The sequence below is a fragment of the Vibrio genomosp. F10 str. ZF-129 genome, assembly GCF_000287055.2.
Taxonomy (GTDB): Bacteria; Pseudomonadota; Gammaproteobacteria; order Enterobacterales; family Vibrionaceae; genus Vibrio.
The window spans coordinates 46,170-59,064 of sequence record NZ_AJYQ02000093.1 but is presented as its reverse complement, the minus strand read 5'-3'; the positions used below and the strand labels follow the sequence as shown (position 1 = coordinate 59,064).

Genomic DNA, 12,895 nt, shown 5'->3' with positions numbered 1-12,895 from the left:
CGTTAAAAAAGAAGTATTCACTCCGTTCTTTCCTTCAATTAAGCTCACAAGGTTTCATATATTTTTAAAATAAGGATTAGCTGATCATGTATGCGCTAACTAACTGTAAAATTTTCACCGGCAGCGATGTACTTCTCAATCATGCTGTTATCATTAATGAAGGCCTTATCGAATCGGTTTGTGCTCTGTCAGAGTTACCAGCAGATATCGAAATAAAAGATCTTCAAGGTGCAAATTTAAGCCCTGGTTTTATTGATTTACAGCTTAATGGTTGTGGTGGTGTCATGCTAAATGATGAAATCACTGCAGATACCATGCAAACCATGCACCTGGCTAACCTTAAATCTGGCTGTACCAGCTTTTTGCCTACACTGATTACCTCTTCCGATGAAGATATGAAAAGTGCCATCAACGCGGCTCGAGATTATCATTCAAAATATCAAAACCAATCTCTCGGTTTGCACCTTGAAGGGCCATACCTGAATGTACTCAAAAAAGGCATTCATAGTGTTGACCACATCCGCCCTTCAGATGACAGCATGATTGATACTATCTGCGACAATGCAGACCTAATATCAAAAGTCACACTAGCACCAGAACACAATGCTCCCGAGCACATCGAGCGCTTGAAAGCGGCAGGTATTGTCGTATCAATCGGCCACACTAATGCAACGTATGCGGAAGCGCGCCAAAGCTTTGAATCTGGTATTACGTTTGCGACGCACTTATTTAATGCGATGACCCCAATGGTTGGACGTGAACCCGGTGTTGTGGGCGCGATTTATGATACGCCTGAAGTCTACGCGGGTATTATCGCCGACGGCTTCCATGTTGATTACGCTAACATCCGAATTGCTCACAAAATCAAAGGTGAAAAGCTTGTATTAGTGACCGATGCCACAGCTCCAGCAGGTGCTGAGATGGATCACTTTATTTTTGTTGGCAAGAAAGTATATTACCGTGATGGCAAGTGTGTGGATGAAAATGGCACGCTTGGCGGCTCTGCACTGACTATGATTGAAGCAGTTCAAAATACAGTAGAGCATGTCGGTATCGCTTTGGATGAAGCTCTTCGTATGGCTACGCTATACCCTGCAGCAGCAATGGGTGTTGATGACCAATTAGGCCGAATTAAAAAAGGCATGGTCGCTAACCTTGCTGTGTTTGATAGAGACTTCAATGTTCAAGCGACTGTTGTTAACGGACAATACGAGCAAAATTAATCATGAATGGCGGACAGATAGGTAACGTAGATTTAGTTAAACAACTAAACAGTGCAGCGGTATATCGACTTATTGATCAAAAAGGTCCTATATCGAGAATACAGGTTGCTGATGTGAGTCAACTCGCACCAGCCAGTGTTACCAAAATCACCCGCCAACTTCTTGAGCGCGGTTTGATTAAAGAAGTGGCCCAGCAGGCTTCCACAGGCGGACGCAGAGCCATTTCTTTAACAACAGAAGTGGAACCCTTCCACTCAGTGGCGGTAAGGCTAGGCAGAGACTATGTTCAATTTAGTCTCTATAACCTAGGAGGAATAGAGCTGGTGACGGAACATCACGAGCTTATCTATTCTAATCAAACTCAGCTGACTGACGGCTTGCTCTCCCAACTAGGGCGATTTATTGAAGATCATCGCGCTATTACCAACCAATTGATCGCGATCGGCATTGCCTTGCCAGGCTTGGTTAATCCAGAAACTGGGGTTGTGGATTACATGCCAAATACTGATATTGACCACCTCCCACTGGGCAGCATCATCAAAGACAAATTCAACGTCGAATGCTTTGTCGGGAATGACGTTAGAGGAATTGCGTTAGCTGAACACTATTTTGGCGCCTCTAAAGATTGCCAAGATTCGATACTAGTCAGCGTACACCGTGGTACGGGTGCAGGCATTATTGTCAACGGTCAGGTATTTTTAGGCTTCAATCGTAACGTTGGAGAAATTGGTCACATTCAGATCGATCCTCTGGGCGAGCAATGTCAATGTGGTAACTTTGGTTGCTTAGAGACGGTGGCTTCAAACCCAGCGATTCTGGAGCGAGTACAAAAACTGATCAATCAAGGCTACGAATCCAGCTTAAGTAAAGTTGACTCTATCACCATTCAAGATGTGTGTGATCACGCTAACTTCGGTGACGAGTTAGCAACACAAAGTCTTGTTCGCGTGGGGAACCAACTCGGTAAAGCCATCGCGATCACTATTAACCTGTTTAACCCGCAGAAGGTGGTTATCGCAGGAGATATCACCGCTTGTGAAGACATTGTATTCCCAGCGATACGACGTAATGTAGAAAATCAGTCTCTCACCACTTTCCATAAGGCACTGCCAATAGTCGCTTCAAAAGTGGATAAACAGCCAACGATTGGGGCCTTTGCCATGATTAAGCGCTCCATGCTCAATGGCGTCCTATTGCAAAAGCTTTTAGAAGATTGAGCCAGCTGACAACAAACCTGCAGAACTGAGCACAAAACTTCTTCTTCTATAACTAATTGATGTACACTTTATGGCTGTGATTATTCACAGCCTTTTTGTCATTGAGGATAACAATCAAATCGTATGGACATCATCTTAATTTCCGCCGCATTTTTTGCTGGCTTTATCGCTCTTAAGCTCAACCTTCCCCCTTTAGTTGGTTTCTTATTAGCGGGCTTTGGTCTTCATGCGTTCGGCTTTCAAAGTAATGAAACCATTATTACGCTTGCCGATCTGGGTGTTACTTTACTGCTGTTTACTATTGGCTTAAAACTGGATATTAAGATCCTACTCTCCAAAGAAATTTGGGCTGGGGCCACCGTTCACAATTTACTCTCAACGCTGCTGTTTAGTGTCGCTCTACTGATATTCAAATATCTGGGCATTTCAAGCATCGCAACCATGCCGCTTGAACATATTGTTTTACTTGCCTTTGCTCTCTCGTTCTCCTCAACCGTTTTTGCGGTCAAAACACTGCAAGAAAAAGGGGAATTGAACTCGACATACGGCACGATTGCGATCGGTATATTGGTTATGCAAGATATCTTCGCGGTCATTTTCCTTACCGTATCAACAGGGAAAATCCCAGAGTGGTATGCTATTGCATTATTCGTGTTGCCTTTTTTAAGGCCACTGTTTTACACAATACTCGATAAAGTGGGACACGGGGAAATGCTGGTACTGTGTGGCATTTTCTTTGGCCTTGTCGTTGGTGCCGGTCTCTTTAATTTAGTCGGCGTCAAACCGGATCTTGGTGCGCTTCTTTTAGGCATGCTGCTGGCTGGTCATAAGAAAGCCTCCGAACTGTCTAAATCACTCTTTAACATTAAAGAGCTTTTACTGGTGTGTTTTTTCTTAAACATCGGGCTTTCCGCGCAACCCACGCTATCAGCCGTTGTTTTATCACTTCTGTTTTTGCTGCTGCTACCCATTAACGGAATTCTCTACTTCCTCGTTCTTAAGGCCTACAAATTTAGAGTCCGAACGTCTCTATTAACCTCATTATCTTTGTTTAACTTTAGTGAATTTGGCCTGATTGTCGGTGGATTGGCCTTCCAAATGGGTTGGATGTCAGGCGATATTCTCGTTGCATTAGCCTTAACTATCTCTTTATCATTTATTGTTGCGGCTCCTATCAATAGAAACGGCCACGCTATTTATCAACGTTCAGCGGGTTGGTTAAAAGAGCACACCGCCGAGAAACTTCATAAACGCGATCAGCTGATTAATCCAGGTAACGCTCAGATACTCATCCTTGGAATGGGCCGTATCGGATCTGGGGCATACGATGAGCTGATTAAACGCTATGGGAAGGTTAGCTTAGGTGTTGAAGTCAAAGAAGAAGCAGCGTTAGAACATCGCTCTGAAGGAAGAAATGTGATTTCAGGAGACGCGACGGATCCAGACTTCTGGGAAAGAATATTAGATACCGCCAATGTGAAGTTGGTTCTATTAGCGATGCCTCACCACCAAGGTAACCAAATCGCTTTACAACAGCTTCAAAGCCGAAACTTCCAAGGCCAAATCGCTGCGATCGCAGAGTACTCAGATCAACTCGATATCTTGGTTGAAAATGGCGTAGATGCCGCTTTTAATATTTATAATGAAGCAGGCAGTGGTTTTGCGCGTCATGTGTGCGACCAACTAAAGCCGGTATTCAACAAACCAGAGTAATCTTACTCTCTTGTTCATTTCATGTTTGGCGAGATACACGGTATCTCGCTAGCTAATGGCTGCTCTCCAACCATTTATTAGAAAAAATCCATCAATATTGATTTTTTGGTGGATTTTTTCTAACCCTATCGTCTTTTTCTCATTTTTATTCTCTAATAGAGTTGCTTTTCTTAATCAAAATGGCAAATTGCTATTAACAGATTAAATAAAATTTAAAAGGAAGTTGTATGTGTTCAGTTTTTGGCATATTAGATATTAAGAGCGACGCTAGTTCGCTTCGTCCCGTGGCACTAGAGATGTCTAAAAAATTACGTCACCGAGGCCCTGATTGGTCAGGTATTTATGCATCGGACAACGCGATTCTAGCGCATGAACGCTTAGCCATTGTGGGATTAAATAGTGGAGCTCAGCCTCTTTATAGCCATGATAAAAAACACATACTTGCGGTCAATGGAGAGATCTACAACCACAAAGAGATCCGTGAACGTTACGAAGGCAAATACGACTTTCAAACCGACTCTGACTGTGAAGTCATTCTGGCGCTATACCAAGAATACGGCTCAGAGCTACTAGAAGAGTTAAATGGTATTTTCGCGTTTGTATTATATGACGAAGAAAAAGACCAATATTTAGTTGGACGTGACCACATTGGTATCATTCCTCTTTATCAAGGTTACGACGAACACGGTAACTACTACGTAGCATCAGAAATGAAAGCATTGGTACCCGTTTGTAAAACCGTGAGTGAATTCCCTCCTGGTTGTTACTACGGTTCAGCAGACTCTGAACCTCAGCGTTACTACACTAGAGATTGGAATGAGTACGCAGCAGTCCAGGGTAACTCAACCAGCAAAGAAGAGTTAACTGAAGCTTTAGAAGCCGCGGTTAAGCGCCAACTAATGACTGACGTCCCATACGGAGTACTGTTATCTGGCGGTCTTGATTCTTCGATTACTTCAGCAGTCGCCAAACGATTTGCCGCAATGCGTATTGAAGATGATGGTCAGTCTGAAGCATGGTGGCCGCAACTGCACTCCTTTGCGGTTGGACTAGAAGGTGCGCCCGATCTAAAAGCCGCTCGCGAGGTTGCCGATCAAATTGGTACCGTTCACCATGAGATGACCTACACTATTCAAGAAGGTCTTGATGCGATTCGTGACGTTATTTACCACATTGAAACATACGATGTCACCACGATTCGCGCCTCAACACCCATGTACCTATTAGCAAGAAAGATCAAAGCGATGGGCATTAAGATGGTGCTGTCAGGTGAAGGTGCAGACGAAATCTTTGGTGGCTACTTATACTTCCATAAAGCGCCTAACGCGAAAGAGTTCCATGAAGAGACAGTACGTAAGCTTTTAGCTCTGAACATGTTTGACTGTGCGCGTGCCAATAAGTCGTTGGCAGCATGGGGCGTTGAAGGCCGTGTACCATTCTTGGATAAAGAGTTTATCGATGTGGCAATGCGCTTAAACCCAGAGGATAAAATGTGTGGCAACGGTAAGATGGAAAAACACATCCTACGCGAGTGCTTTGAGCACTACTTACCAGAAGCCATTGCTTGGCGTCAAAAAGAGCAATTTTCTGATGGCGTAGGCTATGATTGGATTGATACGTTAAAAGCAACAGCTGATGCTAACGTCACAGACAAGCAAATGGAAACAGCAGCGTTCCGCTTCCCATACAACACACCTCAAACAAAAGAAGGTTACGCTTATCGTGAAATCTTTGAAGAGTTGTTCCCACTAGAATCAGCAGCAGAATGTGTACCAGGTGGCCCATCCGTTGCTTGTTCATCTGCAAAAGCAATTGAATGGGATGAGTCTTTTAAGAACTGCGCAGACCCATCTGGACGTGCTGTTAAAGCCGTGCATAACGATTCTTACTAATCACAATAGAATCTGATTCATAAAAAAGGCACCTTTCGGTGCCTTTTTTATTTCACTGTTCCGCATGAACTGTGTTTATTGCAAATCTAAATCTTTATTAGCAATACTAATTGGAACCTTTTTACTGATCATTTTCACTAATAATATCGATCGCGCTTCACCATCTGACTCTTGGTAAATGGCATCAATTCCTGCGAATTGACCACCCACTACCCCAATAATGTCGCCTTTTTCAGGAAGATTAAGTGACTGGACTTCGCAGTTATCTTGTTCTAACTGTTTCAGCGTATAGATCAGATCCCCTTGCACCTCTTGTGGGTGGTTACCCATACGAACAAAATCCACCACACCGCGAGTCGATCGAACGGTTGTCAACGACGGCCCGGCCTCAAAATCGAAACGAACAAACATATAAGATGGAAAAAGTGGCTCTTTCTTAACCGCCTTTTTACCTCGGGTGATTTTTTCCACCTCAACTTCTGGGTAAAAGACCTCGACATTTTGATTTTCAAGGTGCAGTTTCGCTCGTTGCTGCTCACCTCTTTTACAATACAGAAGATACCAACGCTTCATAATTTACCAACAGCTTTTTCTATTTATTTTAAGTCTATCTTACCCCTTTTAAAGGGTAAATTGTGTCTTTACAATCTGTTGCAATAACTCGATATGTTCATCCGAATCATTTAAGCATGGGATGTACTGAAAATGCTCTCCGCCGGCTTCAACAAAGATCTCTTTACACTCTTCTGAAATTTCTTCTAATGTTTCTAAACAATCAGAGGCAAAAGCAGGGGTAACGATATCCAGCTTTTTAATGCCTTTTCCTGGCAGCTGTTCAAGGGTTTTGTCAGTGTACGGTTGTAACCACTCTTCTCGTCCAAAACGCGATTGATAAGTGTGCCCTATTTGCTCTTCATTTAACCCGAGTTCTTGCGCCAACAATTTGGTGGTGGTTAAACAATGCTGAGGATAAACATCGCCATTATCGGCATAGCGCTTTGGTATTCCATGGTAGGAACAAAGTAAGTAATCGCCTTGACCGTTTTCTTGCCAACTCTTTCTCACCGTGGCAGCAAGCGCTTTAATGTATTGTGGATGATCGTGGTAATCGGTGGTCAAACGATACTGAGGAATGCGGGCTGCTCCCTTAAAGGCTTTCAATAGACCATCGCTCACAGCCGCTGTCGTGGTTCCTGAGTACTGCGGATACAACGGAAGGACAAGGATGTCATCCACGCCTCGTTCTTGAAGAGATTCTATGCCCGACTTTAAACTCGGGTTGCCATAGGTCATACCAAGTTCGACCGGGATACCTATCGCGGCCTCTAAGCGTTCTTTTTGTCTGCAAGAATGCACCATCAAAGGCGAGCCTTCTTCCATCCATACCGATTGATACAATTTAGCGACTTTAGGTACACGGACAGGAAGAATAATGCCATGCAACAAAGGGCACCATAACCAGCGGGTCATATCAACCACACGGTGATCATGTAAAAACTCAGATAAAAATGCCTTCACTGCTTTTGGCGTAGCGGCATCCGGTGTCCCTAAATTCACGAGCAAAATGCCCTGTTTTGTATTTTCCATAACCCAGCTTATCGTTAATGTGTGTCTGCTTGTTTACGCTTATCGCTCCAATACGGATCAAAAAAAGCGACCTTATAAAGGTCGCTTCACTATATCAAATAACTTGTCAATTAAGACAGTGCTTTTGCCAGCTCTGCACTCACTTCAGCCACTTGCTTAGTGCCGTCAAATTTCAGGTACTGAGTGTTGCCTGCTTGTGCTTCTTTACCGTAGTACTCGATAAGTGGCGCAGTTTGCTCGTGGTATACGCCTAAACGTGCACGAACTGTCTCTTCTTTATCATCATCACGCACAACAAGGTCTTCACCGGTAATGTCATCTTTACCTTCCACTTTTGGCGGATTATAAATTGCGTGATAAGTACGACCAGAAGCAAGGTGAGCGCGACGGCCAGCCATGCGCTCAACAATTACGCCGTCAGCCACATCAAATTCAATCACATAATCAACATTAACGCCCATTTCTTTCAAGCCGTCAGCCTGAGGAATGGTACGAGGGAAGCCGTCTAGCAAAAAGCCTTTTGCACAATCATCTTCAGCAATACGCTCTTTGATTAAACCTAAGATAATCTCATCAGAAACAAGTTGTCCAGCATCGATTACTGATTTCGCTTGCTTGCCCATTTCAGTGCCCGCTTTAATTGCAGCACGCAGCATGTCACCCGTTGAGATTTGTGGAATACCATACTTTTCCATGATGAATTGAGCTTGTGTGCCTTTACCTGCACCTGGAGCACCTAGAAGGATGATGCGCATGTTTGTTCCTCTTTAGAAATAAATGATTTATACCGAAGCTCACAGTGTCACTAAATCGGTTAACCGTTTAGCGCAGTCGCAACGATAAGTTTCGGTATAAGGTTTTAAAACAGTGTTGTTTAGATGAGTATCCGTGCATATAACCGATTACTCAGTCGAGCATATTAACATATTTTTTTACGTTCGGACTGAATTACGACTAAAGAATGGCTCAGCACGATAACGTTTACGTCCTTAATAAACAAAAGTTACGTCTTTTCGACGATTCTAAGGACAATTAGTAAAAAAGCTCGCCAAAGCGAGCTTTTTTACTACATTTGGTATTAAACCTTAGTCAAAAGCTTGTTGATCGCACCGACAAACTGAGATGGATCTTCCATTGAGCCTTTTTCCGCAAGCATTGCTTGACCTAGCAACACTTCAACCCATCCACCAAACGCTTGCTCATCGACTTCATCAGCCATGCGCTTAACAAGATCGTGTTGAGGGTTCAGTTCAAAGATGTATTTAACTTGAGGCGCTTCTTGGCCTGCCGCTTCGAGCAGCTTCGCCATCTGAGTACCCATTTCAAAATCATCCGTCACAACAACGGCAGGCGTAGTATCAAGCTTAAACGTTGTGCGGACTTCTTTAACACGATCGCCAAGGTAAGCTTGAGTACGCTCAACAACCGACTTAAACTCTTCTTCCGTCTCTTTTTGTTGCTCTTTCTCTGCTTCATCTTCAAATTTGCTCAAATCAAGACCTGCTTTCGTAATTGACTGGAACTGCTTACCATCAAATTCCGTTAAGTAGTTCATCAACCACTCATCAATGCGATCCGACATAAGAATAACCTCAATACCTTTCGCTTTAAATTGCTCAAGGTGAGGACTGTTCTTTGCCGCTACATAGCTATCAGCCGTTAGGTAGTAGATCTTATCTTGTTCTTCTTTCATGCGCTCAACATACGCCGCAAGACCAATCGTTTGATCGGAAGAATCCACTTCTGTTGAAGCAAAACGCAATAAGCCTGCAATTTTCTCTTTGTTGGCTGAATCTTCTGCTGGGCCTTCTTTTAGAACCAAACCAAACTCTTTCCAGAAGCTTTGGTATTTTTCTTCGTCGTTCTTAGCCAGACGCTCTAGCATTGTTAAAACCCGCTTGGTACAAGCATTACGCAGTGATTGAGTCACTTTGTTGTCTTGTAGAATTTCACGCGAGACATTCAACGGTAGATCATTCGAATCAATCAAGCCACGAGTAAAGCGCAAATAAGATGGCATAAACTGCTCTGCGTCATCCATAATAAAGACACGTTGAACGTAGAGCTTCAGACCTGATTTATGGTCTCTGTTCATCATATCCCAAGGGGCTTTAGCCGGGATATATAACAAGCTAGTATAGTCGTTTTTACCTTCTACTTTGTTGTGGCTCCACAGCAAGGAATCGGCAAAGTCGTGCGACACATGCTTGTAAAACTCTTGGTACTCTTCATCAGAAATATCCGATTTACTGCGAGTCCACAGTGCCTGAGCTTTATTGATTTGCTCCCACTTCGTTTCTTCGGTTTCCTTGCCTTCTTCATCTTTAACCACAGTTAAGATAGAAACCGGGATTCCGATATGGTCAGAGTACTTGCTGATGACATCACGTAAACGCCATTCTGAAAGAAACTCTTTACCTTCATCACGCATATGTAAAACAATATCCGTGCCGCGAGTCTCTTTAGTAATATCTTCAATGGTGTAATCACCTTCGCCAGCAGAGTGCCATTGAACGGCTTGATCAGAGTCAAGACCAGCACGACGAGTACGAACAGTGACCGCGTCTGCCACGATGAAAGCTGAGTAAAAACCAACACCAAATTGACCAATTAACTGTGAGTCTTTTGTTTGGTCTTCTGAAAGCTTCGAGAAGAAATCAGCGGTGCCTGATTTGGCAATAGTCCCCAAATGCTCAATGACATCGTCACGAGTCATACCGATACCATTATCAGAAATCGTCAATGTGTTCGCTGCTACATCAAAGGATAACTTAACCCCTAGTTCGGCGTCACCAGCGTACAGATTTGAATCTGATAGTGCTTGAAAGCGCAATTTGTCTGCAGCATCAGAGGCATTAGAGATAAGCTCTCTTAGAAAGATTTCTTTATTGGAATATAAAGAATGAATCATTAAGTGAAGTAGCTGTTTTACTTCAGACTGAAAGCCGCGTGTTTCTTTATTGCTTGTTAACGTCTCGCTCATATTAGCTCCGTGACTCTTATCATTTATGTACAACCCACTAAGGGGCAATTGATAGTTAACATGAGGATGACAATTGTAAATTCAAGGTCAAAAACCATAAAAACACTGTTTTTTTTATCATTTTTGTTTATCCTACTGTCGAAACTTATCAAAGAAACTAAAATCATAACTTTGATGTTTCAGTCATTGACATTCAAACTCACTGTTTTCCCCTAATAACTTGTCTAATTAAGAAGAGTCCAATGAGCAATATAGGCACAAAGTTTATCCTTGCAGACCGATTTACTTTTGACCCAAATAACAACTCATTAGTAGATAACGAGAGCGATACTGACCTAGTGCGTTTAGGCAGTAATGAAAGCCGTATTCTATTACTGCTGTGCGAACGCCCAAATGAAGTGATTACTCGCCATGAATTGCATGAATTTGTTTGGCGAGATCAAGGCTTTGAGGTAGATGATTCGAGTCTCACTCAAGCGATCTCTACGCTAAGAAAAATGTTGAAGGACTCAACAAAATCACCGCTATTCGTAAAAACCGTCCCCAAGCGCGGTTATCAACTGATCTGCTCCGTGAAAGCAACCACAGTACTTGCTTCATCAAAAGAAGTGACGTCATTTAACATTGAAGAAAAACCAATGTCAGAACCTGATGTTTCAGAGTCAGCGATTGCAGAATCAAAACAGGTTCCTAATGCCAATGAAAATACAGTCAGTGCGCTCGGTGTAGAACCTAACGTCAAACTCACTACACCTTCAAAGTTGATTCCTAAATTACTGCTTCTATTGGCGATGGCTCTGCCATTGATGGTGGTGCTTTTCACGACACCAAGTGAGTCTAAATTTAGAGAATTAGCGGTTTATCAAGATGTCCCGGTGATAACGCCATTCAATCATCCAGACCTTTCACAATGGCTTCCATCACTGGAACTATGTGTAAACAGCTACTTAAACCAACATAAAGACGAGTTAACCCCCATTAAAGTTATTGCTACGGGTGGTCAAAATGAGCAAGTGATACTCAATTACATTCACACTGTTGAGCAGTCTAGCAACAACAAAACCGTTCGTATTGTTTGGAAAAACCCTGATATTAACAAGGTGTGTTTATAATGAATAAGATCATGACTCAGAAAATCACGACTATTATTCTCGCAATATCTGCTTTGTTTAGCGCTTGGTTATATTGGGGAAGTGACCTCAAAGTTGAGCAAGTCCTTACTTCTCACGAGTGGCAGTCTCGATTAATCACAGAGGTATCTCATATCGCCGGTGATTCCGTTGGCCCATTACGCCGAGCTGAAGTCAATTCCAATGTAAAATACCTACCAAACGGGACTTACATCCGAGTGTCACTGGTACGCTTGATCGTTGAAGAAAGTGATAACATCGTCATGATCAATATCTCAGAAACCGGTGAATGGGATATCAGTGACAATTACCTTTTAGTATCACCAAAGGAATTTAAGGATGTCTCTTCAGCGCAAACCAAAGACTTTACTGAAGAGCAATTGAAGCTGATTACACAACTGTTCAAGATGGAAGCAAGACAAAGCCGCCGCATTGATATTGTCAATAAACAGACACTGTTGCTGACCAGTTTGAATCACGGTTCAACCGTTCTTTTTACTAACTAGTTCCTTGTTACTGTTGTGCTGATTAGGGAGACTTCTGTCTCCCTTTTTTTGTTTTGCATCGTTCTGATTACAAAAAATATTATTGACGTTGATATTTTTAATCTTGATAGTGTGAAAGAATCTCTCCGTCAAAGCTCACGACTTGAAGTACTCCGTCACTTAAGCGGCCAAAGCTTGCTGGGTAACCATCTCGAGGGAAAGTTGCCGAGCCCGGATTAAATACAACGATATCTCCGTGTTTTTCAGCAACAGGAATATGTGTATGCCCATGAACAAGGATGTCATTTTCTTTTAAGGGTGGGCGTTTATTCGAATTATAAAGGTGCCCATGCGTAATGAACATTCTCTGCCCAGACTCCATTAAGACCCACGAGTAGTCCGTCATCATTGGAAAGTCCAATAGCATTTGATCAACTTCACTATCACAATTGCCTCTAACCGAAATTATCGAATCTGCATACTGATTTAATAACACAGCCACCTCTGAAGGCGCGTAACCCTCTGGTACTGGGTTTCTAGGGCCATGATTTAGCGTATCCCCGAGTAAAATCAAAGTGGTAGCACCTGACTGTTCAAATTGTTCAAGTACTCGTTTCGTTGCTGGCAAGCTTCCGTGTAAGTCGGAGGCAAAAAATAATTCCACA

11 protein-coding genes are annotated in these 12,895 nt (G+C 42.9%); 6 read left to right on the top strand and 5 right to left on the bottom strand.

The window, feature by feature from the left end; all coding sequences use genetic code 11:
- Positions 1-86: 86 nt before the first annotated feature.
- The 4 genes from nagA (at position 87) to asnB (ending at position 6,045) form a co-directional block, all read left to right on the top strand.
- The gene (gene nagA, locus A1QO_RS10620) at positions 87-1,223 is read left to right on the top strand and encodes an N-acetylglucosamine-6-phosphate deacetylase (RefSeq protein WP_017038118.1); all 1,137 of its coding nucleotides are present in this window, start codon (positions 87-89) and stop codon (positions 1,221-1,223) included.
- Between the two features lie 2 nt (positions 1,224-1,225).
- Positions 1,226-2,440 (top strand): DNA-binding transcriptional regulator NagC, encoded by a 1,215-nt coding sequence (gene nagC / locus A1QO_RS10615; protein ID WP_017040108.1) that lies wholly within the window; start codon positions 1,226-1,228, stop codon positions 2,438-2,440.
- A gap of 123 nt (positions 2,441-2,563) precedes the next feature.
- Positions 2,564-4,153: a cation:proton antiporter family protein gene (locus tag A1QO_RS10610; RefSeq protein ID WP_017033185.1), complete on the top strand. Its 1,590-nt coding sequence runs from the start codon at positions 2,564-2,566 to the stop codon at positions 4,151-4,153.
- 227 nt (positions 4,154-4,380) lie between these two features.
- The gene (gene asnB / locus A1QO_RS10605) at positions 4,381-6,045 is read left to right on the top strand and encodes an asparagine synthase B (RefSeq protein ID WP_017033186.1); all 1,665 of its coding nucleotides are present in this window, start codon (positions 4,381-4,383) and stop codon (positions 6,043-6,045) included.
- Between the two features lie 75 nt (positions 6,046-6,120).
- Here asnB and rfaH read toward each other — a convergent pair whose 3' ends face one another.
- The 4 genes from rfaH to htpG all read right to left on the bottom strand — a co-directional run bounded on the left by rfaH (position 6,121) and on the right by htpG (position 10,615).
- Positions 6,121-6,618, bottom strand: a complete 498-nt coding sequence (gene rfaH, locus A1QO_RS10600; RefSeq protein ID WP_017033187.1) for a transcription/translation regulatory transformer protein RfaH — start codon at positions 6,616-6,618, stop codon at positions 6,121-6,123.
- Between the two features lie 48 nt (positions 6,619-6,666).
- Complete coding sequence (gene hemH / locus A1QO_RS10595) at positions 6,667-7,632, bottom strand: ferrochelatase (protein ID WP_017033188.1); 966 nt, start codon at positions 7,630-7,632, stop codon at positions 6,667-6,669.
- Between the two features lie 110 nt (positions 7,633-7,742).
- Positions 7,743-8,387, bottom strand: a complete 645-nt coding sequence (gene adk, locus A1QO_RS10590; RefSeq protein ID WP_017033189.1) for an adenylate kinase — start codon at positions 8,385-8,387, stop codon at positions 7,743-7,745.
- Between the two features lie 323 nt (positions 8,388-8,710).
- Positions 8,711-10,615 (bottom strand): molecular chaperone HtpG, encoded by a 1,905-nt coding sequence (gene htpG / locus A1QO_RS10585; RefSeq protein WP_017039258.1) that lies wholly within the window; start codon positions 10,613-10,615, stop codon positions 8,711-8,713.
- A gap of 242 nt (positions 10,616-10,857) precedes the next feature.
- Here htpG and A1QO_RS10580 point away from each other — a divergent pair, with 242 nt between their 5' ends.
- On the top strand, positions 10,858-11,727 hold the full coding sequence (locus tag A1QO_RS10580) for a winged helix-turn-helix domain-containing protein (protein ID WP_017034668.1): 870 nt from the start codon (positions 10,858-10,860) through the stop codon (positions 11,725-11,727).
- Positions 11,727-12,251 (top strand): regulatory protein ToxS, encoded by a 525-nt coding sequence (locus A1QO_RS10575; RefSeq protein WP_017039259.1) that lies wholly within the window; start codon positions 11,727-11,729, stop codon positions 12,249-12,251. The genes A1QO_RS10580 and A1QO_RS10575 overlap by 1 nt, the downstream gene beginning before the upstream one ends.
- A 97-nt stretch (positions 12,252-12,348) precedes the next feature.
- On the opposite strand, the gene yfcE is transcribed toward A1QO_RS10575, so the two are convergent.
- Positions 12,349-12,894: a phosphodiesterase gene (yfcE, locus tag A1QO_RS10570; protein WP_017039260.1), complete on the bottom strand. Its 546-nt coding sequence runs from the start codon at positions 12,892-12,894 to the stop codon at positions 12,349-12,351.
- Between the last annotated feature and the right edge of the window lies 1 nt (position 12,895).

Excerpts from the sequence above, each read along its gene's own strand:
- nagA (WP_017038118.1), top strand. The coding sequence starts at position 87 with ATGTATGCGCTAACTAACTGTAAAATTTTCACCGGCAGCGATGTACTT.
- nagC (WP_017040108.1), top strand. The coding sequence starts at position 1,226 with ATGAATGGCGGACAGATAGGTAACGTAGATTTAGTTAAACAACTAAAC.
- A1QO_RS10610 (WP_017033185.1), top strand. The coding sequence starts at position 2,564 with ATGGACATCATCTTAATTTCCGCCGCATTTTTTGCTGGCTTTATCGCT.
- asnB (WP_017033186.1), top strand. The coding sequence starts at position 4,381 with ATGTGTTCAGTTTTTGGCATATTAGATATTAAGAGCGACGCTAGTTCG.
- rfaH (WP_017033187.1), bottom strand. The coding sequence starts at position 6,618 with ATGAAGCGTTGGTATCTTCTGTATTGTAAAAGAGGTGAGCAGCAACGA.
- hemH (WP_017033188.1), bottom strand. The coding sequence starts at position 7,632 with ATGGAAAATACAAAACAGGGCATTTTGCTCGTGAATTTAGGGACACCG.
- adk (WP_017033189.1), bottom strand. The coding sequence starts at position 8,387 with ATGCGCATCATCCTTCTAGGTGCTCCAGGTGCAGGTAAAGGCACACAA.
- htpG (WP_017039258.1), bottom strand. The coding sequence starts at position 10,615 with ATGAGCGAGACGTTAACAAGCAATAAAGAAACACGCGGCTTTCAGTCT.
- A1QO_RS10580 (WP_017034668.1), top strand. The coding sequence starts at position 10,858 with ATGAGCAATATAGGCACAAAGTTTATCCTTGCAGACCGATTTACTTTT.
- A1QO_RS10575 (WP_017039259.1), top strand. The coding sequence starts at position 11,727 with ATGAATAAGATCATGACTCAGAAAATCACGACTATTATTCTCGCAATA.